This window comes from Rhizobium sp. 01N447_2 (assembly GCF_056399245.1).
Window position 1 is genome coordinate 128,262 of sequence record NZ_JBFTQY010000017.1, and the last position, 22,072, is coordinate 150,333.

The 22,072-nt window shown below is 61.7% G+C and carries 21 protein-coding genes; 12 read left to right on the top strand and 9 right to left on the bottom strand.

What is annotated here, in order from left to right; all coding sequences use genetic code 11:
• Positions 1–176 precede the first annotated feature (176 nt).
• The 6 genes from AC1ECN_RS14190 to AC1ECN_RS14215 all read left to right on the top strand — a co-directional run bounded on the left by AC1ECN_RS14190 (position 177) and on the right by AC1ECN_RS14215 (position 7,910).
• A complete protein-coding gene (locus AC1ECN_RS14190; protein WP_130657821.1) occupies positions 177–1,202 on the top strand; it encodes an ABC transporter substrate-binding protein in 1,026 nt (341 codons plus the stop codon).
• Positions 1,203–1,236: 34 nt separating this feature from the next.
• On the top strand, positions 1,237–2,154 hold the full coding sequence (locus AC1ECN_RS14195) for an ABC transporter permease (RefSeq protein WP_477953283.1): 918 nt from the start codon (positions 1,237–1,239) through the stop codon (positions 2,152–2,154).
• Complete coding sequence (locus AC1ECN_RS14200; RefSeq protein WP_477953285.1) at positions 2,130–2,879, top strand: ABC transporter ATP-binding protein; 750 nt, start codon at positions 2,130–2,132, stop codon at positions 2,877–2,879. Before AC1ECN_RS14195 ends, AC1ECN_RS14200 begins: the two co-directional genes overlap by 25 nt.
• 37 nt (positions 2,880–2,916) lie before the next feature.
• The gene (locus AC1ECN_RS14205; protein ID WP_130704118.1) at positions 2,917–4,290 is read left to right on the top strand and encodes an LLM class flavin-dependent oxidoreductase; all 1,374 of its coding nucleotides are present in this window, start codon (positions 2,917–2,919) and stop codon (positions 4,288–4,290) included.
• A 58-nt stretch (positions 4,291–4,348) separates the two neighbouring features.
• Positions 4,349–5,419: an LLM class flavin-dependent oxidoreductase gene (locus AC1ECN_RS14210; RefSeq protein WP_075223767.1), complete on the top strand. Its 1,071-nt coding sequence runs from the start codon at positions 4,349–4,351 to the stop codon at positions 5,417–5,419.
• Positions 5,420–5,948: 529 nt separating this feature from the next.
• Positions 5,949–7,910, top strand: coding sequence for a HAMP domain-containing methyl-accepting chemotaxis protein (locus AC1ECN_RS14215; RefSeq protein ID WP_130690500.1), 1,962 nt, complete (start codon positions 5,949–5,951; stop codon positions 7,908–7,910).
• A 147-nt stretch (positions 7,911–8,057) separates the two neighbouring features.
• Here AC1ECN_RS14215 and mctP read toward each other — a convergent pair whose 3' ends face one another.
• The 5 genes from mctP to AC1ECN_RS14240 all read right to left on the bottom strand — a co-directional run bounded on the left by mctP (position 8,058) and on the right by AC1ECN_RS14240 (position 12,607).
• A complete protein-coding gene (gene mctP / locus AC1ECN_RS14220; protein WP_130718401.1) occupies positions 8,058–9,533 on the bottom strand; it encodes a monocarboxylate uptake permease MctP in 1,476 nt (491 codons plus the stop codon).
• A complete protein-coding gene (locus tag AC1ECN_RS14225; protein ID WP_018070686.1) occupies positions 9,523–9,720 on the bottom strand; it encodes a DUF3311 domain-containing protein in 198 nt (65 codons plus the stop codon). Before AC1ECN_RS14225 ends, mctP begins: the two co-directional genes overlap by 11 nt.
• Before the next feature lie 272 nt (positions 9,721–9,992).
• Positions 9,993–10,637 (bottom strand): two-component system response regulator MctR, encoded by a 645-nt coding sequence (gene mctR / locus AC1ECN_RS14230; protein WP_477953288.1) that lies wholly within the window; start codon positions 10,635–10,637, stop codon positions 9,993–9,995.
• Complete coding sequence (gene mctS / locus AC1ECN_RS14235) at positions 10,634–12,019, bottom strand: two-component system sensor histidine kinase MctS (RefSeq protein ID WP_477953290.1); 1,386 nt, start codon at positions 12,017–12,019, stop codon at positions 10,634–10,636. Before mctS ends, mctR begins: the two co-directional genes overlap by 4 nt.
• 123 nt (positions 12,020–12,142) lie before the next feature.
• Positions 12,143–12,607: an Lrp/AsnC family transcriptional regulator gene (locus tag AC1ECN_RS14240; protein ID WP_130680670.1), complete on the bottom strand. Its 465-nt coding sequence runs from the start codon at positions 12,605–12,607 to the stop codon at positions 12,143–12,145.
• A gap of 163 nt (positions 12,608–12,770) precedes the next feature.
• Here AC1ECN_RS14240 and AC1ECN_RS14245 point away from each other — a divergent pair, with 163 nt between their 5' ends.
• The 5 genes from AC1ECN_RS14245 (at position 12,771) to AC1ECN_RS14265 (ending at position 16,840) form a co-directional block, all read left to right on the top strand.
• Positions 12,771–13,550 (top strand): ABC transporter ATP-binding protein, encoded by a 780-nt coding sequence (locus AC1ECN_RS14245; protein ID WP_020572104.1) that lies wholly within the window; start codon positions 12,771–12,773, stop codon positions 13,548–13,550.
• A gap of 47 nt (positions 13,551–13,597) precedes the next feature.
• Positions 13,598–14,371, top strand: coding sequence for a transporter substrate-binding domain-containing protein (locus AC1ECN_RS14250; protein ID WP_018070682.1), 774 nt, complete (start codon positions 13,598–13,600; stop codon positions 14,369–14,371).
• A gap of 12 nt (positions 14,372–14,383) precedes the next feature.
• A complete protein-coding gene (locus tag AC1ECN_RS14255; protein WP_477953293.1) occupies positions 14,384–15,109 on the top strand; it encodes an ABC transporter permease in 726 nt (241 codons plus the stop codon).
• 12 nt (positions 15,110–15,121) lie between these two features.
• Positions 15,122–15,811, top strand: a complete 690-nt coding sequence (locus tag AC1ECN_RS14260) for an ABC transporter permease (protein WP_130680671.1) — start codon at positions 15,122–15,124, stop codon at positions 15,809–15,811.
• A 120-nt stretch (positions 15,812–15,931) separates the two neighbouring features.
• Entirely contained in the window at positions 15,932–16,840 is a 909-nt protein-coding gene (locus tag AC1ECN_RS14265; RefSeq protein ID WP_024320296.1) for a homocysteine S-methyltransferase family protein, read from the top strand.
• A 35-nt stretch (positions 16,841–16,875) separates the two neighbouring features.
• Here the strand turns inward: AC1ECN_RS14265 and AC1ECN_RS14270 are convergent, their stop codons facing one another.
• Positions 16,876–17,307 carry a MarR family winged helix-turn-helix transcriptional regulator gene (locus tag AC1ECN_RS14270; RefSeq protein WP_018070678.1) on the bottom strand — a complete coding sequence of 144 codons (432 nt, stop codon included), beginning with the start codon at positions 17,305–17,307 and terminating at the stop codon, positions 16,876–16,878.
• 199 nt (positions 17,308–17,506) lie between these two features.
• Between AC1ECN_RS14270 and AC1ECN_RS14275 the strand changes: the two genes are divergently transcribed.
• Positions 17,507–19,321 carry a chloride channel protein gene (locus tag AC1ECN_RS14275; protein WP_477953297.1) on the top strand — a complete coding sequence of 605 codons (1,815 nt, stop codon included), beginning with the start codon at positions 17,507–17,509 and terminating at the stop codon, positions 19,319–19,321.
• A gap of 92 nt (positions 19,322–19,413) precedes the next feature.
• On the opposite strand, the gene AC1ECN_RS14280 is transcribed toward AC1ECN_RS14275, so the two are convergent.
• Genes AC1ECN_RS14280 through AC1ECN_RS14290 form a run of 3 tightly spaced genes read right to left on the bottom strand, consistent with a single transcriptional unit; the run spans position 19,414 to position 22,069 of the window.
• Entirely contained in the window at positions 19,414–20,184 is a 771-nt protein-coding gene (locus tag AC1ECN_RS14280; protein WP_018070676.1) for an ABC transporter ATP-binding protein, read from the bottom strand.
• Positions 20,185–20,193: 9 nt separating this feature from the next.
• Positions 20,194–21,177 carry an ABC transporter substrate-binding protein gene (locus AC1ECN_RS14285; RefSeq protein WP_075223773.1) on the bottom strand — a complete coding sequence of 328 codons (984 nt, stop codon included), beginning with the start codon at positions 21,175–21,177 and terminating at the stop codon, positions 20,194–20,196.
• Positions 21,178–21,217: 40 nt separating this feature from the next.
• A complete protein-coding gene (locus tag AC1ECN_RS14290) occupies positions 21,218–22,069 on the bottom strand; it encodes an ABC transporter permease (protein ID WP_075223774.1) in 852 nt (283 codons plus the stop codon).
• Positions 22,070–22,072: the final 3 nt, after the last annotated feature.

Consider the following 22,072-nt stretch of genomic DNA (forward strand, 5'->3'; position numbering starts at 1 on the left):
GAAGGCGCCGGATGCGACCGTTCCGGTTGCCCGACTTTTGAGGACAATTTTTCCTCAGCGCCACTTTCATTAAACTAAATAGTCTATCGATTTAGTAGATTATATTCCATCTTACCGTGCATCGCTCCTGCAATCAGCAATCCGAAACGGGAAGATCGACGATGACATTGGCAAAGATGACATTGGCAAAGACATTCAAAATTGCGTTGTTCAGTCTGCTTGGTCTCAGTGCCATTCACGGTCCGGCGGCAGCCGAGGCAGACGCTGCCCTCCTTCCCAAGGTGCCGCCGGGCACGGTGCTGACGATCGGCGATCCGGTCACCCAGAAAGCTCTCGAAGTGTCCGGCCTCGGCAAGGAGCTCAGTTTCGAGGTCAAATGGGCCAATATCAGCGGCGGGCCGCAGACGTCGGAAGCTTTCCGCGCCCATGCGCTCGATGTCGGATCGGTGGCCGAGATCCCCTCGATCTTCGCCAACTGGAACAATCTGCCCGTTCGCAACATCGCCTATCGCGAACGCCGTGACCCGATTGCCAATCCCATCTACCGCTTCGGCATCGCACCGGGCGCGACCGTCAAGACGCTGGCGGATTTCCGCGGCAAACGCATCGCCTTCAGCCCGGGACAGGCCCAGGGCACACTCGTTCTGCGTGCCCTCCATGCCGCAGGCTTGAAGAGCAGCGACGTCACTCTGGTGGAACTGCCAAGCACCAGCGATGTCTATCCGAAGGCATTGGCGAGCAAGCAGGTCGACATCGCGCCGCTCGGCGGCGTCTACATCAGGCGCTACATCACCCAATACGGACCTGATGGCGCGACCCTCCTGGAGCATGGCCTGCGGGATGATCCGAGCCATCTTTATGCGCCGCAATGGGTTCTGGATGATCCCGCCAAAGCGGCAGCTCTCGCCGAATATGTCGGGCTGTGGGCGCGCGCCACCGAATGGGTGAACCGCAACCCGGACCTCTGGATCAAGGAATATTACGTTGGTCAGCAGGGCCTCAGCCAGGAGGACGGGGAATATCTCGTCAAGCTGACTGGCGAACAGATCGTTCCCGCCGATTGGAGCGAAGTGAAGAAGCGTCACCAGGAAACCATCAATCTGCTGGCGGACGAGCTCGGCTACAAACCCCTCAATGTGGAGCAGATTTTCGACAACCGCTTCGAAAAGCTCGGCGCCGAAGCTTTGGCCAAGAGCCAGTAACGTTCGACACCCCTTCGGAGAGGAGATCTGCAACATGGCAACCGCTTGGGATGCAGATGAGGCCAAACTATCCCTGACATCAGGCGGGAGAGTTGCGCATGGAGGTTCACGCGCGGCAAAGCCGGTTGGCCCGGCGAGCTCCGCCGGCCTGACTGGCTCCGCCGGCCCACGGGCCCGGCGCAGGCTGGGTCCCGGACCCGCGATCCCTTTCGGGTTGCAGATCGGGCCGGTATTGCTTGTCCTGACCTGGGTCGTCGGTTCGGCATTGGGATGGATCGACCCGCGCATCCTGTCGGCGCCGTGGACTGTCATCGAGGCTTTCGTAAGGCTCATAGAGCAGGGTCGCCTGCAGGACAATTTCGTGACGTCAGCGACACGCGCCCTGCTCGGGCTTGGCATCGGATTGCTGATCGGCACGATCCTGGCGGTGATCGCCGGTCTTTCCCGGATCGGCGAAGCTCTGATCGACGGGCCGGTCCAGATCAAGCGCGCGATACCGACGCTGGCCCTGATCCCCTTGCTGATCCTGTGGTTCGGCATCGGCGAGAGCATGAAGGTTACGACCATCGCGCTGGCCGTCATCGTGCCGATTTATATCCACACCCACAACGCGCTCCGCAGCATCGACAGCCGTTATGTCGAACTGGCCGAGACGCTGCGGATGAGCCAGAAGGACTTCATCCTTCAGGTCGTGCTGCCCGGCGCTTTGCCGGGTTTCCTTCTGGGCCTGCGGTTTGCCGTCACCCTCTGCTGGGTTTCTCTCGTCGTGGTCGAGCAGATCAACGCCACCAGCGGGCTGGGTTACATGATCGATCTTGCCCGAAATTACGGGCAGACCGACGTCATTCTCGTCGGCCTGGTGGTCTATGTGCTGCTGGGACTCGTCTCGGACGGTCTCGYCCGCCTGCTTGAACGGAGGGTTCTCTCATGGCGCCGCACCCTGGCAAACTGAAGCCCGCAACCAAGGCCGTCCACGTGCGAAACCTCGCACGCCGGTTTGCGACGAAGACGATCCTCGACGGCGTCGATCTCGATATCGAGGAAGGCGAGTTCGTCGCCCTGCTTGGCCGCAGCGGCTCCGGCAAAAGCACGTTCCTCAGGGCTCTTGCCGGTCTCGATCATGGTGTCGAGGGAGCCGGCACCCTCGAGACGCCGGAGAGCCTTTCGGTGGTTTTCCAGGACGCCCGCCTGCTGCCTTGGCGCACCGTCATCCAGAACGTCACGCTTGGCCTACATGGACCTTCCGGCCAGGAAGCCGGACGGAAGGCTTTGGCGGAGGTAGGACTTGCAGGCCGGGAAACGGCCTGGCCGAACCAGCTTTCGGGTGGCGAGCAGCAGAGGGTCGCTCTTGCCCGTTCGCTGGTGCGCGAACCAGCCCTGCTTCTCGCCGATGAGCCGTTCGGCGCGCTCGACGCGCTGACCCGGCTGAAAATGCACGATCTGCTGCGGGAGTTGTGTGCAAGACACCGTCCCGCCGTGCTGCTCGTCACCCATGACGTCGACGAGGCGATTTCGCTGGCCGACCGCATACTGGTTCTCGACGAAGGCCGCCTCATCGAGGATCTCAAGATCGATCTGCCGACGCCGCGCGATCACGGCGATCCGCGTTTTGCGCAATTCCGAATCCATCTTCTCAGCCGGCTCGGGGTCGAGCTTCCGGGCCGCAAGGCCGCCTGACATTAGCAACAGTTCAGTTTGATCTGGAGATAAGCCAATGAGCACATCGAAACGGCAAATGCGGCTTGGCGCGTTCATCATGGCGACGGGCCATCATATCGCCGCCTGGCGCCATCCGGAGGCGCAGGCCGATGCCGGCCTCAATATCGATCACTACCGCGAGCTCGCCCAGACCGCCGAACGCGGCAAATTCGATCTCGTCTTCGTCGCCGACAGTCCGGCGGGATGGGACCGCGCCAAGGACCCGGAGGCGCTTCGCCGCACCGCCCAGGGCGCACATTTCGAGCCCCTGACCCTTTGGGCGGCCCTCTCGCAGGTGACCAAACATATCGGCTTCGTCGCCACGGCATCGACGACCTACGAGGACCCCTACCTTCTCGCCCGCAGGTTCGCCTCGCTCGACTATATCTCCAAGGGCCGCGCCGCATGGAACGTCGTCACGACAGGTGCGGATGTTTCGAAGAATTTCTCAATCGCAGGCCATCCCGCCCATGCTGATCGTTATGAGCGGGCCGAGGAATTCGTCGACCTGGTGAAGGGCCTATGGGATTCTTACGAGGACGATGCCTTCATTCGCGACAAGGAAAGCGGGGTCTATCTCGATCCCGACAAGGTGCATCTCGTCGATCACAAGGGCAAATTCTTCTCGGTGGCCGGTCCGCTCAACGTTGGCCGTCCGGTTCAGGGCTATCCTGTCATCGTCCAGGCCGGCGCATCGGAACCCGGGCGCGAACTTGCCGCCCGCACGGCCGAGATGATCTTTACCGCCAACCAGACCTTCGAGGATGCGCAGGAATTCTATTCCGACGTCAAAGGGCGGCTCGCCCGCTACGGACGCCGGCCGGACGAACTGCTGATCAGTCCCGGCATATTCCCGGTTCTCGGCGGGACGGAAGCGGAAGCCCAGGCGAATTACGACCATATCCAATCGCTGGTTCATCCCTCCATCGCCTGGAATATCCTTGCCCGCCACTACAAGGGCGTCGATCTTTCCGGCTACTCGCTGGATGATCCCGCCCCTCCCCTGCCTGATAATACCGAACTCAACAAGAGCCGCCTCAAGCTGGTTTCCGACCTGGTATCGCGCAACAATCTGACGCTGCGCCAGTTCTATCTGGCGGTCGCCACCGCTCGCGGCCATCGGACGGTTGTGGGAACACCCGAGCAGATCGCTGATGCGATGCAGAGCTGGTTCGAGAACGGTGCTGCCGACGCCTTCAACATCATGCCGCCGATCCTGCCCACCGCCTTGACCGATTTCGTCGATCAGGTCGTCCCGATCCTGCGCAAGCGCGGCCTGTTCCGGCACGAATACGAAGGCACGACGCTGCGGGAGAACCTGGGCCTTCAGCGCCCGCCGAATGGCTTTGTGGTTCAGGCGGAGCAGCAGCAGGTGCAGGCCGCCATATGATTTCCCAGGGGGCTTCCCCTGGTTTCCTTGTTCCAACCACACAGAACCGCAGCATCGCATGAGCAATAATTCCGAATTTCTCTGGTATATTCCCAACGACGTCAAAGCCGGCCATCGCGGCGATTCCGCCGTCGAGAACCACAACAGCCTGGATACGCTGACCAGCCACGCAAAGGCGCTGGAGGAACATGGCTGGAAGGGCGCGCTCATCGGCACCGGTTGGGGCCGCCCCGACACGTTTACCGTCGCAACTTCGCTCGCCGCCCGGACGACCACCTTCGAACCGCTCATTGCGATCCGTCCAGGCTATTGGCGACCGGCGAATTTCGCTTCCGCGGCAGCGACGCTGGACCATCTGACCGGCGGCCGCGTGCGGATCAACATCGTGTCGGGCAAGGACAACCTTTCTGCCTACGGCGACAGCGAGGGCGATCAGGCGCACCGCTACGGTCGCACCAAGGAGTTCATGCGGCTGGTCCGAAGATTATGGACCGAAGACAATGTCACCTCGGCGGGCGAGAACTTCCGGGTTGCCGACTCCACCGTGGTGCCACGCATCCAGGTCCGCGGCGACCGCCGGCACCCCAAATTCTATTTTGGCGGCGCTTCGGAGGCGGCCGAGCGGGTGGCCGCCACCGAGGCCGATGTCCAGCTTTTCTGGGGCGAGCCCCTCGACGGTGTCGGCGAACGGATCGCGCGGCTCAAGGCGTTGAGCAGAGAACTGGACCGCGACCTCCCGCCGCTGGAATTCGGCCTGCGGATAACGACGCTGGTCCGCGACACCACCGAACAGGCCTGGACTGACGCCGAGGCGAAGGTCGCCGAGATGGCCAGAAGCAAGGGCACCGGCTGGCATGATCACCAGCGCGCGCTCGCCGTCGGCCAGCAGCGGTTGCTCGATCTGCATGAGCGCGGCGACGTCCTCGACGACAACCTCTATACCGCGCCCGGCAAGTTCGGCGGCGGCGGCGCCGGCACCACCTGGCTGGTCGGTTCGGCAGCGGATGTCGCCCGCTCGCTGCGCAAATACCAGGATCTCGGCATCACCCACTTCGTGCTGTCCGACACGCCCTATCTCTCCGAAATCAAGCGGCAGGGCGATCAGCTTCTTCCGCTGCTACGCGGCTGAAGCCGGAAGCGCCAACGTTCCGGCACCGCAGCTGCAATTCATGCCGGTTGCCGAGACCTTTCGGCAAATCACTACCCGATGCCAGGACGGCGTCGCGTCGTCGCAGGCAAGCCGCAAAGCCTTGTCGCGCAGGGGAGTCCGAGGATTTCGCAACTACCGGGAGAGCGCTCGTCAAATTGTCCATCCGAAAAGCGCAAATGCTATCCAAATAGAGCGCTATAGCCATGCTCTGCCGGCTCCGTTTACACTCTCTAAAATATATTCCTCTAATTTTTTTAGATATCGGGACGACGTTCTTTGAGGGCCGTCACCTCCGCCATGATGGCGGGTCAGGCACCCGAATTTCGCATCAAAATCGGCTTTTATTGCTTTGACGGATGTCCCGTATCTCAAGCGCGATTCCGGGCACAGGAGTGCCTGTCGGATGCACTCGGAGACACCGAGGCTCTGCATTTGAATGAGACATGACAAGCAATCCTGGCTGCCGAGACATCCTTCCAACAAACCTCACCGCGAGGGGAGAGTGCATATGAAGAATATCATGAGTTTCGGGGTTGTGGCGCGCCTGGCGCTTGGCTTCAGCGTTCTCCTTTTGCTGATGGTCGGCCTGACCATCTATTCGACGGAAAAAGTTGCGCAGATCAACGATAAGCTTGGAACCATCAACGACGTCAACAGCGTGAAGCAGCGGTTTGCCATCAACTATCGCGGCAGCGTGCATGATCGGGCAATCGCCATCCGCGACGTCACTCTGGTGACGTCTGCCGATGAACGGAAGACCGCCGAGGCATTGATCGAGAAGCTGGCCGCCTCCTACGCCGAGAATGAAAAGCGCATGGCGGATATGGTTGCCTCTCCGGCCGGTGCGACGGAACAGGAAAAGACCATTCTCGGTGAGATTGCAGACATCCAGGCGAAGACCAATCCTCTGGTCGCCCAGATTATTGCACTGCAGGAGAAGGGCGATGGCGAAGCCGCTCGCAAGATCCTGCTCGAACAGGCGCGACCGGCTTTCGTTGCCTGGCTTGGCGCCATCAACAAATTCATCGACTATCAGGAAGCGCTGAACAAATCGATTGGTGGCGAGGTTCGCAGCACGGCAAGCGGGTTCAAGCCATTGGCCCTGACCGCGCTTGGCATTGCGGCTGTTCTTTCACTTGTTGCCGCCGGTGTGACGGCACGCACGATCGTCGGCCCGCTGGCAAAACTTCAGCTTTCGCTGAAGGCGATGGCGGACGGCAATCTTAATGGTGATCGCCGCCTCGAAGCGCGAGGCGATGAGATCGGCAAGCTCGCACGGGCGGTGGCCGGGCTGCGCGACGCAATTTCGGCAAAGGCGGAGCGGGAAGCCGACGCCGAGGCGAAGAGAGCCGTGTCGGAGCGGCATCGGCTCGAGCAGGATGCCGATGAACGCCGCACCCTTGCCGAGCAGACGGACCAGGCTGTCGGTCAGCTTGGCGATGCATTGCAGGCGCTGGCTGACGGCGACCTCACACAGCAGATCGGCACTCCGTTCATTCCGTCTCTGGAAAAGCTCCGCGCCGACTTCAATTCTGCGGTCGAAAAGCTCCGTGCCGCCATGCAGAAGGTTGCCCAGAACGCCAGCGCCATCGCCGCCGGTGCACAGGAAATCCGCTCGGCCTCGGACGATCTCGCCAAGCGGACCGAACAGCAGGCAGCCTCGGTGGAGGAAACCGCCGCTGCCCTGGAAGAGATTACGACCACCGTTGCCGACTCGAGCAACAAGGCTCAGGAAGCCGGCCAGCTCGTCCGCAAGACGAAGGATAGTGCCGAGCGGTCGGGCAGCGTCGTTCGGGATGCGGTCGATGCCATGGGCAAGATCGAATCCTCCGCCACCGAAATCGGCAGCATCATCGGCGTCATCGATGAAATCGCGTTCCAGACCAACCTGCTGGCGCTCAATGCCGGCGTCGAAGCCGCCCGTGCCGGTGAGGCAGGCAAGGGCTTTGCCGTTGTCGCTCAGGAAGTGCGCGAGCTGGCGCAACGCTCCGCCAAGGCGGCAAAAGAAATCAAGGAACTGATCAACGCTTCGAACGGCCACGTCAAAAGCGGCGTGGCCCTGGTTGGCGAGACCGGAAGGGCGCTGAAAGAGATTGCCGAGCAGGTACAGCAGGTCGACGGCAATGTGGGGGCCATCGTCGGCGCTTCGCAAGAGCAGGCGACGGGGCTGAAAGAGATCAATACCGCCGTCAACAAGATGGATCAGGGGACGCAGCAGAACGCCGCCATGGTGGAAGAAGCCACAGCGGCCGCCCACAAGCTCGCCAAGGAAGCCGACGCGCTGTTCCAGCTGCTGGGCCAGTTCAACATTGGCGGAGCGGTGGCACCGAAGCGCGTATCGCAGCCCGCTGTCGCGGCGCCCCGTGCTCAGCCGACGCCCTCGCCTGCGCGCCAGATGATTGCCAAGGTGGGTAAGTCGTTCCAGACGAATGGGAATGCAGCCGTGGCCGACGACTGGGAAGAGTTTTAAGTCGCCCTGATCTTTCTCCAGCTTATGCCGGAACGCCAAAGCGGGATAATTTTGCGAAGGGCAGCGTTTGCTGCCCTTGGCATTCTTGGATCGAGAAGGTGAGCATTATATTGTCCGAAAACCGCTCACACTTTTCGGCATCATGCTCTAGGCCCGGACCGGAGCCTTGGCCGGAAGCAGGGCGTTGACCACGAGGGCAACGGCGATGTTGGCCGCAAGCGCCAGCAGTCCCGTGTAGACGGTGAAGGGTTCACCGCCGAGGCTGATCAGATGCAGAGGCTTCCAGCCGGCATCCCAGACGAGGAAAGTACCGCCGCAGAAGCCGACGAACCAGCCGGCAAGCAGGCCGGGTGCACGGAACCAGTTGGTATAGAGGCCGAAGACCAGCGCCGGAAGCGTCTGCAGGATCCAGATGCCGCCGAGCAGCTGCAGGTCGAGTGCGAATTGCGTCGGCAGGAAGATGATGACGAGAAGCGCACCGATCTTCACGACGAGCGAGGTGATCTTTGCAACCTTCGCCTCGCCTGCATCGCTGACATCAGGATCGACATAGGCTTTCCAGAAATTGCGGGTGAAGAGATTGGCGGCGCCGATGCTCATCACCGCTGCCGGCACCAGCGCGCCGATGGCGATCGCCGCAAAGGCGAAGCCGGAGAACCAGCCCGAAAACAGCGTCTTGAACAGCGTGGGAACGACGTCATTGGCACTGTCGAGCTTCAGGTTGGCGGCATGCCCCATATAGCCGAGCAGCGCCAAAAGGCCGAGCAGCAGCGTATAAGCGGGCAACATGATCGCATTCTTGCGGATCGTCTTGCCGCTGTTGGAGGCAAAGATGCCCGTCAGCGTATGCGGATACATGAAGGCTGCGAGCGCCGAACCCAAGGCGAGCGTGGCATAGGCGACATACTGATTGCCACCGAGCAGCAGGTTGCCGGAACCCTTGGCCTGGAAGGCCGCATCGGCCGAAGCAAAGACATTGGCGTAGCCTCCGAGTTTCGACGGGATCAGTGCGACGGCCGCGATCACGACGATATAGATCATGATGTCCTTGACGAAGGCGATCAGGGCCGGCGCGCGCAGGCCCGCGGAGTAGGTGTAGAGCGCCAGCACGATGAAGGCGATCGCCAGCGGCAGTTCACCATGCAGCCCGAGCGCCTTCAGCACCGCCGTCATGCCGACGAGCTGGAGGGCAATATAGGGCATGGTGGCGATGACGCCTGTTGCCGCGACGGCGAGTTCGAGACCGCGCGATCCGTATTGACCGTGGACGACGTCGCCAGCCGTCACATAGCCGAAATCCTTGGCGCGTTTCCACAGAACGGGCATCACCATGAAGACGAAGGGATAAACGACGATGGTGTAGGGCAGCGCAAAGAAGCCGTAGGCTCCCACGGTATAGACCAGYGCCGGGACGGCGATCACGGTGTAGGCGGTATAGAAATCGCCGCCGACGAGGAACCAGGTGATCCAGGTGCCGAAATTGCGTCCGCCCAGGCCCCATTCGTCTATACTCGCCAGCGTTTCCGGCTTACGCCAACGAGAGGCAACGAAGCCCATGACGGTGACGAGCACGAAAAAGAAGATGAAGACGGCAAGCGCCGTGCCGTTGATGTCAGTCGTCATGGCGAGTGCTCCGATAGGCGATCCAGGTCAGCGCTGCGGTGATCGGCACCCAGAGAAGCTGATACCAATAGAAGAAGGGAAAGCCGAAAAGAGATGGCTCGCGGACATTGTAAAATGGCGGCCAGAGCAGACCTATGTAGGGAATGACAAGCAGCCAGAGCGCTGCCTTGCTACGTGGTTTTTCCATGTCGGAATACCTTTCAGGCGCCGCGGGCGGCGGTCGCCATGTTCCAGTTGTCGGCGTGGAAGGCAGGTCTGTCAGCCGGCGGCCGCGGCAGGCCCGGCGCGGGTCGCTCGAGGTTTTCCGACCGATCGGAAGCTGATGTAACGCATGTGAATTCCTCCCAACGGCTCGCACTTGGCCAGCCGTGGATGGAGTCCTATGGCGCCGGTTTTAAGCTCGCAAGATCGAGGCGGCACTGAAATGCCGAGGCCTACCCAGAAGTGGGTAGACGCGATTTATCCGACTTTCGAGACGATGCCGTGATCGAGCGCATAGCGGATGAGGCCCGCTGTGGTGGCAATACCGAGCTTCTTCTTGAGGTTCTTGCGATGGGTTTCCGCCGTGGCGGAGGTGATCCCGAGCGTTTCGGCGATCTCCTTGTTGCTTCTGCCGGCAACGATCAGCCCGAGAATGTCGCGTTCGCGCGGTGTCAGGGGATCGCTTCCCTCCTCTGCGCGTTCGCCCATCAGCGCGTCGAAGACACCGGACGAGAAATATGTCCCCCCACCCGCCACTGTCTCGATCGCCGAGACGATCTCGTCGGTCGAAACGTCCTTCAGGATGTAACCGGCAGCGCCATGCATGACCGAGGAAGAAATATACTCGCGGCTGTCATGCATGGAGAGCATCACGACCCGCGCCTGGGGAAGTTCGTTCCTGAACAATTCGATTGCATCGATGCCGCTCAGCTTCGGCATGTTGATGTCCATCAGCACGACCYGCGGCAGGACTTGCCGGCCGATCTCCAGCCCCGCTTGGGCGAGCCCCGCCGTGCCGGCAACTTCGATATGGTCGAATGTTTCGAGCACGGCCTTCAACCCGTCCAGCACCAGCGGATGGTTGTCGATCAAGAGCACCCTGATTTTCGGGCGTTCCGTCATACAGCTTCTGCCTGCCGATCGGCGGGACGACTAGCCGATTTCGGCAGCATCGCCGTCAGCGTCGTGCCGGCCTCGCTGCTGTTGATCAGCAGCAGGCCGCGGAAGTGGGCCATTCGCTCCTGCATGTTGCGCAGGCCGAGACCTGATCTGCCGGACACACCGTCCTTGATGCCGTCGAAGCCCGTACCGTTGTCGGTGATCGTCATGCGGGCGCGGCCGTTATCGCTCCAGAGCTTGACCGCAAGCCGGGAGGCGCCCGAGTGCCGCTCGACATTGTTGAACGCTTCCTGGGCGACACGATAAAGCGCGGTATTGGCTTCGGCCTTCAGCGTGTCGGTGAAGCCTGAGGCGTCGATCTTCGTCTCGATCCCCGTCCGCTCGGCAAAATGATAGCAAAGTGCCTCGAGAGCAGCCGTCAGGCCGAGGTCATCGAGCACGCGCGGGCGCAGATCGTGCGACAGCCGTCTGATTTCCTTGATGGCGCCATTCAGCGCCTCGACACCGCGGTCGATGGTGACAGCCGCATCGTCGACATTGGTCCTGACCTTGCGGCCGGCAAGGTCCATCGCATAGCGCACGCCGACGAGATTTTGGGAAATGCCGTCGTGCAACTCGCGGGCTAGCCGCGCGCGCTCTTCTTCCTGCGTATCGATGACCCGCTGTGTCAGCTGCTTGAGCCGGCTGTCGGCCATGCGGCGCTCGTGGAACGTCAGYAGCATGCAGGTCGTGAAAACGACAAGCACCGAAGGCACGGCGATCAGCGCGACGATGACGAAGGTCCGTTTTATGTTGGCGCGCATCCCGGCGTTGGCGGCAGCACTTTGGGCAAAGACGTCATCCAGGTAAACGCCGGTGCCGACGACCCAGTGCCATTTGTCGAGACTGACGACGAAGGAGAGCTTGTCGGCGATCTGTCCGGTCGATGGTTTCTGCCATTTGTACTGATGCAGGCCCCCGCCCGCTCTTGCCGTGGCGATCAGCTCGGCAATGACCTTGTCGCCATCCGGATCGGTGAGGTCGAGCCAATTGTGCCCATGGCGGAAACTCTGGCGCGGATGGACGATGTTGTTGCCGTCGTAATCGTAAACGAAGAAATATCCGTCCTTGCCGTAGTCGAGCGAGGTCAGGATCGCCGCCACCTGCTGCTTGGCGGCTTCATCGTCGGGACCGGCATTGTCATAGATCATCTGGATGGCGGACAGGGCAAGGTTGGTCAGGTTGAGGATCTCGGCTTCCTTGGTCTTCAGCATGTTCTGTTCGAACGTGTCGATGCTGTTCTTGGCGAGGTTTGCCGATTGCCAGGTGATGAAGGTGGTGATCGCAAGGATCGAAATGACGAGTGGAACGATCGCCAATGCGATGATCTGGTGTCGTAACGTCAACGATCATTCCTCCCGAGAATTTGCGCCGGGAATTATGCCCTTTGTCAAATGCGAGTCCAGCGGCTTGTCGGCGTCCCGATCCGTGGCAGCCGGAACCAATGCCGGCGGGGCATCGCGTGCGCGCTAGTCCAGGGGCACGAACAGGCCGAGCTTGACGTCCCGCAACACGACATTCGTGTGCATGCGGCGGACCTGCGGATTGTCAGCCATGATCAAGGCAGCGATATCGTCATAATGCTCGACGTCGCGGGCGGTGACGATCGCGATCAGATCGACCGCGCCTGTGACGTAATAGACCTGCTGGATGTGATCCTGCTTCTCCGCCCAGAGGCGGAACTTCGCCAGCGCGTCGTAATTGTCCCGCTCGATCTCCATCCCGACGATGAACACCATTGCTGTGCCCGTCGCTTTGCGGTCGACGACGGCCACCTCCGCCTTGATAATCCCTTCCTCGCGCAGCCGCTTCAACCGCCTCTGCACGGCCGAGACCGACAGTCCGATCCGTTCGGCGATCGTTTCGGCTTTCAGCTGGCAGTCGCGCTGAACGATATCGAGAATGTCACGGTCAAAACGATCGAGATGTTCCATTGTCCAATCCTGGTTCTCGCCGCAGCAATTCGCGCATTCTGCCGTACTTGCCGCACGAGGAAGATTATTTTGCATAAAATATGCAGAATAGATGAAAACTGCGCGAAAAAACCGCGTTATTTTATCATTATCCTTCGCAAGCTCAATTCAGCCGGAACCATGCATGCCAGATCAACCCTTTCCTGCTCTTCGTGTCGAAGATCTTCATAAAAGCTTCGGCTCGCAAGAGGTTCTCAAGGGTATTTCGGCGCAAGCCGAGAAGTCTGACGTGATTTCGATCATCGGCTCGTCGGGCTCCGGCAAGAGCACCTTTCTCAGATGCATCAATTTCCTGGAAACGCCGGATCGTGGCCGCATTGCCGTGAACGGCGAGGAGATTGCGCTGAAGATGGGGCGGGACGGCCGGTTGCAGCCGCGCAGCTGGCGGCAGATCGAACGGATACGCACCGGGCTCGGGATGGTCTTCCAGAGTTTCAATCTCTGGGCCCATCGTACGGTGCTGGAAAATGTCATCGAGGCGCCGGTGCACGTCATGGGCATGTCGCGACGCGAGGCGATCGAAAAAGCCGAGGCCCTGCTCCACAAGGTCGGGCTGTTCGACAAGCGCGATGCCTATCCCGCTTTCCTCTCCGGCGGTCAGCAGCAACGCGCGGCGATTGCGAGAGCGCTCTGCGTCGATCCTGATGTCATGCTGTTCGACGAACCGACTTCGGCTCTCGATCCGGAGCTGGTCGGCGAGGTCCTGAAAGTCATCCGCGATCTCGCGGAAGAAGGCCGGACCATGCTGATCGTCACGCATGAAATGCGCTTCGCCCGGGATGTCTCCAGCCGTGTTCTCTTCCTGCATCAGGGACGGATCGAGGAAGAAGGCCCGCCGGAGCAGATATTCGGCGCGCCTGTCAGCGCCCGCTGCCGGGAGTTCACCGGCCTCAGCGCCCACTGATGCATTTCGAGCTCTCATCGACAACACAAACCAGGAGAATCCTGCGAATGAAACTGCTCCCCACGCTTTTCGCCGGTGCGGCACTCGTGCTTTCCGCCGTCACCGCACAGGCCGAAGTCCGCTTCGGCGTCATGAACGAATCCTATCCGCCCTTCTTCGCCAAGGACGCCTCGGGCCAATGGCAGGGATGGGAAATCGACCTGATGAATGCCGTATGCGAAGAGATGAAGGAGAAATGCTCGATCGTCGAGATTTCCTGGGATGGTCTCATTCCGGCTCTCCAGAGCAAGAAGTTCGACGTGATCTGGTCATCGATGTCGAACACCGCGGAGCGCTCGAAGGTGATCGACTTCACCGACAAATATTACAACACGCCGAGCACCTTGATCGGCCCCAAGGACCAGAAGCCGGGCGCCACCGCCGAGGACGTGAAGGGCAAGACCATCGGCATCCAGGTGTCGACGATCCAGTCGGAATATTACAAGAAGTATTTCGCCGCCGCTGCCGAGGAAAAGACCTACCAGACGCTCGATGAGGCGTTCCAGGATCTCGCCTCCGGCCGTATCGACTATGTCTTCGGCGATTCACTGGCGCTCGACGCGTTCCTGAAAAGCGATGGCGGCAAGGATTGCTGCGCCAAGATGGGCGACGTCGCCGACGACAAGGAGATTCTCGGCGCCGGCGTTTCGGGCGGCCTGCGCAAGGAAGACACGGAGCTGAAAGCCAAGCTGAACACGGCGATCGCTGCCGTCCGTGCCAGTGGCCAGTACGACACCATCAACAAGAAATACTTCGATTTCGACATCTACGGCGCGAAGTAAGCAGTCCGAACGATGGCGACCGCGCAAYAGGGTATTCTGGACCTGCTGTCTCCCTATCCTCCGGGATGGGGCGGCGTTCTTTTGGCAGGTGCAGTCTCAACGGTCGCCATCTCGGCTTGCGCCTTCGCGATCGGCCTGCTGCTCGGCACCGGCGGCGCGCTTGGAAAGCTTTCGGGCAACCGCATGCTGCGCCTGCTGCTCGATCTCTATACCACGCTGATCCGCGCCGTTCCCGAGCTGATCCTGATCGTCGGGCTCTATTATGCCGGCACCGACGGCCTCAACCGGCTGCTCGCCGCGTTGGAGCTGCCGCCGGTCAATGTGAACGGCTTCGTCGCGGCCGTCGCCGTGCTGGGCTTCGTGCAGGGTGCCTACATGACGGAGGTGCTGCGCGGCGCGATCCTTGCCATTCCCGTCGGCCAGATCGAGGCCGCCAAGGCCTTCGGCATGGGACCGGTGCTGAGGTTCCGCCGCGTCCTGCTGCCGGCGCTCCTTCCGAACGCGCTGCCGGGTCTTGCCAATCTGTGGATGTCGGTCACCAAGGACAGCGCGCTGGTGGCGGTCGTCGGCTACCAGGAACTGGCGCTCGCCACCCGTCTTGCCGGGGCAAGCACCAAGCATTACTTCGTCTTTTTCCTTGCTTCGGCCCTTCTCTATCTCGCCATCACGCTTGTTTCCAACGTCGTCTTCAAACTGATCGAGGGACGGGTACGGCGGGGACAGCCGCGCCTTGCCTGAAGAAAGCGCCCCATGAGTTTCACCTGGATCTCTTCCTATTGGCCGCTGCTTCTGACCGGCGCCTGGCAGACCGTTTGCCTGCTGGTGATCTCCGTGGTGTTCGGCTTCGCCCTCGCCATAGGCCTCGCGTTTGCGCAGGTCAGCGGCGGCAGGCTGACGCGGCTCCTGGCGCGGAGTTACTGCACCTTCTTTCGCGGCACGCCGCTGCTGATACAGCTGTGGCTTCTCTACTATGGGGTTGGCTCGCTGCTGCCCATGGTCCCCGGCATCCGCCAGAGCCTGTTCTGGCCGATCCTGCGCGAGGGCTTCTTCTTCGCCGCCGTCAGTTTTACCCTGAACTATGCAGCCTATGAGGCAGAGGTGTTGCGCGGCGCGCTGCTTGCCGTTCCCAAGGGCGAGCTCGAAGCGGGCCGGGCCTTCGGCCTGTCGCCCTGGATGCTGACCCGCCGGATCTGGCTGCCGCGCGCCATTCGCATCGCCCTGCCGACGATTGCAGGAGAGATCGTCATGCAGCTCAAGGCGACGCCGCTCGCCTTTACGGTGACGGTGATGGATCTCTACGCCGTGGCAAACAAGGTTCGGCAGGACACGCTGCTCGTCTATGAACCGCTGCTGGTCGTCACCCTCTTCTATCTCGCCTTGACCGCAGTGATCGCCCACGTCTTTCGACGTCTCGAAGCGCAGGTGCCGGTTCGCCGCTAGGCCGACGGAAAAGGACTGGCCCATGAATTCCCTGGCGTACGAACCACGTGCACCCCGCCCACCTTGTTATGAAAAGCCCGGCGCCGCTGACGGCGCGACAGCCTGAATGGAGACCTCTTCATGAGCACGACGCGAATTCTCGATGGCGGCATGAGCCGCGAACTGCTGCGGCTGGGTGCCGAGCTGAAACAACCGGAATGGTCGGCATTGGCGCTGATCAACGCGCCGGATATCGTCCGTAGGGTACATCAGGAATTCATCGCCGCCGGCTCTGAGGTCGTTACGACAAACAGCTACGCGCTCGTGCCCTTTCACATCGGCGAGGACCGGTTCTGGAAGGAGGGGGCGGCGCTGATCCGTCTCGCCGGTCGCTTGGCGCGCGAGGCGGCCGACGCCACCACGGATCGGAAGGTGCTGGTTGCAGGTTCGCTGCCGCCGATCTTCGGCTCATACGAGCCGCAGAACTTTCAGCCTTCGCGGGTGCAGGATTATCTCGAGGTGCTTGTCGAAAACCTTTCTCCCTTCGTCGATATATGGCTCGGCGAGACGTTGAGCCTGATCGCCGAGGCAGAGGCTGTCCGCAAGGCGGTGGCGACGTCAGGCAAGCCGTTCTGGATGTCCTTCACATTGGCGGATGACGAGGCAGCCATAAGGGGCGGCGAACCAAAGCTCCGCTCCGGCGAAAAGGTCGAGGATGCGGCATCCTGGGCGGTTTCATCGGGTGCCGAAGCCCTCCTGTTCAATTGCAGCAAGCCCGAAGTCATGCAGGCGGCGGTGGAGACGGCAGCGCGTGTCTTCCGAAAGATGGATGCTTCCATCGAAATCGGCGTCTACGCCAATGCCTTCGAAGGGGAGCAAGGTGAGGCAGCCGCCAATGAAGGCCTGCACCAGACCCGCGACGATCTGAATGACGACGCCTATTCGCGCTATGCCTGCTCCTGGGCCGAAGCCGGCGCGACCATCATCGGCGGCTGTTGCGGCATCGGTGCCGCCCATATCCATCGACTCAAGAAGACGCTTTTGGGTTAAAGCGGCACGTCGGGAACTCGGCTATTTCGCAATGGTCATTTGGCGTTCGACGCCGTCTTCTGGAGTTCGAGGAGAAGCTCGATCAATTTCGGGGCCATCTCCCTTATTTCCGAAAGGTGGACGGCGCTCAGTCGCGTCAGAAGCTCATCCGCCTTATCAGTGAGCAGAATGGTCTGGCGGCGCCTGTCGGCCGGATCGGTATGACGTTCGACCAGTCCCGCATCCGAGAGCCGCCCGACAAGTTCGGTCGCCGTATGCGGCGCGATAATCAGCCGCTCGGCCAGCATGCCGATGGTCATGGCATCGCCCCGTTGTCCCCTGATCGCCAAAAGGGCCTGATGCTGCTGCGCGGGCAGTCCCTCCGACTGGGCGGCCGAAGCGCTGAAGTCCATGAATTGGCGAAGCGCAAATCGGAGATCGGCGAGAGCCTCGTAGTCCTCCTGTCTCAGCGGCGCGGTCTTCTTCAAAGCTCTTCTCCTCTGCCGCAACGGCTGCCAGGGTCAGGAGCCATTCCGCCATCTCGAATAGATGGGCACCCGACAGCCGGTCAAGTGAAGCATCCCATGAGACATTTTCGCCTTCATGCTTTCACCCATTGATTTATATCGTATCACGATATATTGACGCGCCTCAAGCGTATCCATTTCCGGCGTAGCAGAGGCTTCCATGGCGCAGCATCCACCAAACAACCGGCCGCACGATTTCACCGGCGGCCTTTCCCGGCGCGAGGCCGGCGACTTCACCACCGACCGGCGGGTCCTCCTCCTGGTCGGCATGTCCATCATTGTCGGCACCGCCGGGGCATTTGCTGCCTGGTGTCTCGTCAGCCTCATCACGCTGGTGACGAATGTCATCTGGTTCGGTGAGATCGGCATCCAGCCCGCCTCTCTGGCTGCCGTTCCGCGTTCGCTGTGGGTGGTGCTGGTTCCGCCGCTCGGCGGTCTCGTCATCGGACTGATGGCCCGCTTCGGATCGGAAAAGATCCGCGGCCACGGCATCCCCGAGGCCATCGAGGCCATCCTGATCGGCGGCAGCCGGATGTCGCCGAAGGTCGCGGTCCTGAAGCCGCTGTCGTCGGCAATCTCCATCGGAACCGGCGGCCCGTTCGGCGCCGAGGGGCCGATCATCATGACGGGCGGTGCGATCGGATCGCTTTTCGCACAATTCTTTCACATGAGTGCGGCCGAGCGGAAGACGCTGCTTGTCGCCGGCGCGGCTGCAGGCATGACGGCCATCTTCGGTTCGCCGATCGCTGCGGTCATGCTGGCGGTCGAACTGCTGTTGTTCGAATGGAAGCCGCGCAGCTTCATTCCCGTCGCCGTTGCCGCCTGCGTGTCGATCTGCTGGCGTCCGCTGCTGTTCGGCACTGGCCCACTGTTCCCGACCCATTTCCAGGTGATCTTGCCCTGGTGGGGGATTTTCGCCTGCGCGGCGATGGGCATCATCTCAGGTCTGCAATCGGGATTGCTGACGACGCTGCTCTACCGGATCGAGGACCTGTTCGAGGCCCTGCCGATCCACTGGATGTGGTGGCCGATGCTTGGCGGTCTCGTCATCGGTCTCGGCGGCCTGATCGAACCGCGGGCAATGGGCGTCGGTTACGACATCATCGATGGCTTGCTCAACAACCGGCTGCTCGCCCCGGCTGTCATGTCGATCCTGCTGGTGAAGACCGTCATCTGGTTGTTTGCCCTGTCGTCGGGCACTTCGGGCGGCGTGCTTGCGCCGCTTCTCATCTTCGGCGGTGCTCTCGGATGGCTGGTCGGCCTTGTCATGCCGGGCAACGATCCCGGCTTCTGGGCGCTGCTCGGAATGGCGGCGATGATGGGTGGAACCATGCGCGCGCCGCTGACGGGCACTTTCTTTGCGATGGAGATCACCGGCGACGTCAGCACGCTCGTTCCGCTGCTTGCCGCAACCGTGGTGGCCTATGCCGTCACCGTCCTGCTGCTTCGCCGCTCGATCCTCACGGAGAAGATCGCCCGCCGCGGTCAGCACATCACCCGCGAATATGGCGTCGACCCGTTCGAACTATCCCGAGCAAGGGAGATCATGATCAGCGATGTCGACACCCTTCCAGTCGCCATGACGGTGGGAGAAGCGTGCGATTTCTTCGCCTCTCAGCAGAAAACGCACCGGATCTATCCGGTGGTCGATGCGACAGGCAGGCTGGCCGGCGTCGTATCGAGAGCCGACGCTCTGCTCTGGCAGGGGAATCCGGACCTCGCCAGTCAGACGCTCGCGGAAAACGTGACGGATGATTCCGTTCCGGTGGGGCATCCTGACGATACGGTCGCATTCATCGCCGATCTGATGCTGTCGACGGGCGACGGACGCATTCCGATCGTCGATCCGGCCTCAGGGAAATTGTGCGGCCTGATCGCCCGTAAGGATCTGCTGCGGCTGCGCAGTTCCTACAGGTCGGCCGAGCTGGATCGGCGCCCGTATCTCACCGCCGGAGCGAGGAGCAAGTCGCGATAGCGGTCCGCGGGCGTCCTCCGCATCGCTACTGCTATTGCCGCGCGGCCCGCATGGATCAGGTCTCATGCGGCGCGCGCTGACGATTGAAGACTTCAGTGCAGTCCGAACAGGTTCAGCAACTCTTCGCGGTGTCGAACGAATTCCGGTGCGCTGCGGTCGCGGGGACGGGGCAGGTCGATTTCGATCAGACGCGGCTCGCCGCCCTTTTCCCGCGGCAGGATGAGGATCCGGTCGGCCAGGTAGATCGCTTCCTCGAGATCGTGGGTGACGAGGATGGTCGTCACATCCTCATCGCGCCAGATCCGTGCGAGCTCCTGCTGCATGCCGATCTTGGTCATCGCGTCGAGCGCGCCGAGCGGTTCGTCGAGCAGCAGGATCTCGGGCTGGACGGCCAGAGCCCGGGCGATGCCGACGCGCTGGGCCATGCCGCCGGAGAGCTGGCGGGGATAGGCCGCCTCGAATTGCTGCAGGCCGACGAGCTTGACATAATGGCGCGCCCGCCCCCTCGCCTGCTCACGCGACAGACCGCTTGTTTCCAGCCCGAAGGCCACATTGTCGAGCACGGTCAGCCAGGGCAGAAGGCGCGGTTCCTGGAAGATGACGGCGCGCTCTGTGCCCACACCGCGTATCGCCTGGCCATCGACGAGGACCTCGCCGGTATCGGAATCCTCAAGGCCGGCCAGAACTCTGAGCAAGGTCGTCTTGCCCGAGCCGCTGGCGCCGACGATGGCGAGGCTTTCGCCGGAGCGGACGTGGAGGTTGATATCCCTGAGAACCTGCAGCGGTGCCCCGTTCAACCTGTAGGATTTGGAAAGGTGACGGATCGTCACCTCCCCGCGACGCGTGTCCTCGGCGATGCTCATCACCATTCCTCAGTTGCTTGCCGGCTTGGCGTCGGCGGTCAAGAGGATGTCCTTGGCCGCCAGCTGGCCTTGCTTCAGCTTGCCTTCGCGAACCAGCACGTCGATCCAGAACTGGATATCGCGCTCGACCGGCAAACCGCCGGCGCGCACGCCATAGCCGCGGAAGTACTGTGCGATATCAGCATTCTCACCCCGCTCACCGAGCGCCTTGGCCAGGATCTTCTTGGTTTCTTCCGGATGCTCGCGGGCGTAGTCGAGAGCGCGAGCCGACTGCTCCACGAAAATCTTCGCAGCTTCAGGATGCTCGCGAGCGAAATCACGGCGCAGGACTACGAAGCCCCCGGCTATGTCTCCAAGCACATCGGTATCGTCGAAAATCGGACGCAGGCCGCCATTCTTCAGCGCAGCCCCCTCGAAGGTCGTCTGCCAGTAGCCGAAGGCGGCAATATCGACCTGCTTGGAGCGCAGCACCTGCTCGAGCTGCGGCCCGGGAACGACAAGCTGATTGGCTGCATCCGCCGGCAGGCCGACGGAATGCAAGGCTTCGCGGATGGTATAGTCGAGATGGGCGCCGAGCGTATTGACGGCGATGCTCTTGCCGGCAATGTCCTTGATATTTTTGATCGGGCTGTCTTCGAGCACGTAGAAGGTCGACTGGACCTCGTCATTGATGCCATTTGAGGGATAGGCGGCGACAAAATCGTTGCCGCCGATGATCGAATTCAGGACGGCGGAAGTTGCGGCGCTGCCGATCTCGACATCACCCGATGCCAGAGCGATCAGCGAGGCCGGGCCGCCCTGGGCGTAGCCGACATTTTCCAGCGTGATGCCCGTTCCGTCGAAATAGCCGAGTTCGGCGGCGAGTTCATGGGCGGCAAGACCACCCTGGCTGGCGAGATAGCGCAGCTTAACCGTATCGGTGGCTGCGGCCGGCGTGGCAAGGCCGAGAGCGATCGCTGCCGGTAGGAGGAGGTTGCGGGGATGGAACGTCATGTGGTGGGTCCTTTCGGAAGAGGAAAATCGGTGAAGCAGATCAGCGGCTCGGCTGAGACCAGCGGCAGAGACGGCGCTGCAGCAAAACGAGCAAGGCATTGGCGGCAAGCCCCAGGAAGGCGAGCAGAAGGATCGCCGCAAACATCAGCGGGATCTGGAAATTGTACTGGGCGTTCATGACCTGGAAGCCGATGCCCTTGTTGGCGCCGATCATCTCGGCGGCAATCAGGAGAAGAAGTGCCGTCGTCGCCGAGAGACGCAGGCCGACGAAGATTGCCGGCACCGACGCCGGCAGGATGACGCGGCGGAAGATGGTCAGCGGTCCGGCGCCATAGGTCCGCGCCATCTCGATGAGCTTCTTGTCCACTTCCTTGACGCCGCCGATCGTGGCGAGCAGCACCGGAAACAGTGTGGCCCAGAAGATCACGAAGATCTTGGATGTTTCGCCGAGGCCGAGCAGCAGGATGAAGATCGGATAGAGCGCGAGCGCCGAGGTCTGGCGAAAGAGCTGCAGGATCGGGTCGAGCGCCTGTTCGACCGCACGAATCTGGCCCATGAACAGGCCGAGCGGAATGCCGATCACGACGGCAAAGGCGAAGGCGGTTCCGGATCGCTGCAGACTGATGGCGATGTCATCCAGCAGCGCGCCGTTGGCCAGATTGGTCCAAAGAGCGGACAGGATGACGTCCAAAGGCGGGAAGATGGCGGGATTGACCCAGCCCCTGGTGCTCGACACCTGCCAGAATACGAGGAAGCCGATGAGAAGGCCGTAGCGCGGCAAAAGCGATGCGAGCACCCCGCGCAGATGCGAGGCGAGTGTGGAAAAATTGCTTTCACTGCTTTTCAGGCGGCCGAAGCTTCTCGGAAGAACCTGGTTGATTTCATAGGACATCGA

Bases quoted from the DNA above. Each gene is read 5' to 3' on its own strand.
- AC1ECN_RS14190 (WP_130657821.1), top strand. From the start codon at position 177: ATGACATTGGCAAAGACATTCAAAATTGCGTTGTTCAGTCTGCTTGGT.
- AC1ECN_RS14200 (WP_477953285.1), top strand. From the start codon at position 2,130: ATGGCGCCGCACCCTGGCAAACTGAAGCCCGCAACCAAGGCCGTCCAC.
- AC1ECN_RS14205 (WP_130704118.1), top strand. From the start codon at position 2,917: ATGAGCACATCGAAACGGCAAATGCGGCTTGGCGCGTTCATCATGGCG.
- AC1ECN_RS14210 (WP_075223767.1), top strand. From the start codon at position 4,349: ATGAGCAATAATTCCGAATTTCTCTGGTATATTCCCAACGACGTCAAA.
- AC1ECN_RS14215 (WP_130690500.1), top strand. From the start codon at position 5,949: ATGAAGAATATCATGAGTTTCGGGGTTGTGGCGCGCCTGGCGCTTGGC.
- AC1ECN_RS14225 (WP_018070686.1), bottom strand. From the start codon at position 9,720: ATGGAAAAACCACGTAGCAAGGCAGCGCTCTGGCTGCTTGTCATTCCC.
- AC1ECN_RS14240 (WP_130680670.1), bottom strand. From the start codon at position 12,607: ATGGAACATCTCGATCGTTTTGACCGTGACATTCTCGATATCGTTCAG.
- AC1ECN_RS14245 (WP_020572104.1), top strand. From the start codon at position 12,771: ATGCCAGATCAACCCTTTCCTGCTCTTCGTGTCGAAGATCTTCATAAA.
- AC1ECN_RS14250 (WP_018070682.1), top strand. From the start codon at position 13,598: ATGAAACTGCTCCCCACGCTTTTCGCCGGTGCGGCACTCGTGCTTTCC.
- AC1ECN_RS14260 (WP_130680671.1), top strand. From the start codon at position 15,122: ATGAGTTTCACCTGGATCTCTTCCTATTGGCCGCTGCTTCTGACCGGC.
- AC1ECN_RS14265 (WP_024320296.1), top strand. From the start codon at position 15,932: ATGAGCACGACGCGAATTCTCGATGGCGGCATGAGCCGCGAACTGCTG.
- AC1ECN_RS14275 (WP_477953297.1), top strand. From the start codon at position 17,507: ATGGCGCAGCATCCACCAAACAACCGGCCGCACGATTTCACCGGCGGC.
- AC1ECN_RS14280 (WP_018070676.1), bottom strand. From the start codon at position 20,184: ATGAGCATCGCCGAGGACACGCGTCGCGGGGAGGTGACGATCCGTCAC.
- AC1ECN_RS14285 (WP_075223773.1), bottom strand. From the start codon at position 21,177: ATGACGTTCCATCCCCGCAACCTCCTCCTACCGGCAGCGATCGCTCTC.
- AC1ECN_RS14290 (WP_075223774.1), bottom strand. From the start codon at position 22,069: ATGTCCTATGAAATCAACCAGGTTCTTCCGAGAAGCTTCGGCCGCCTG.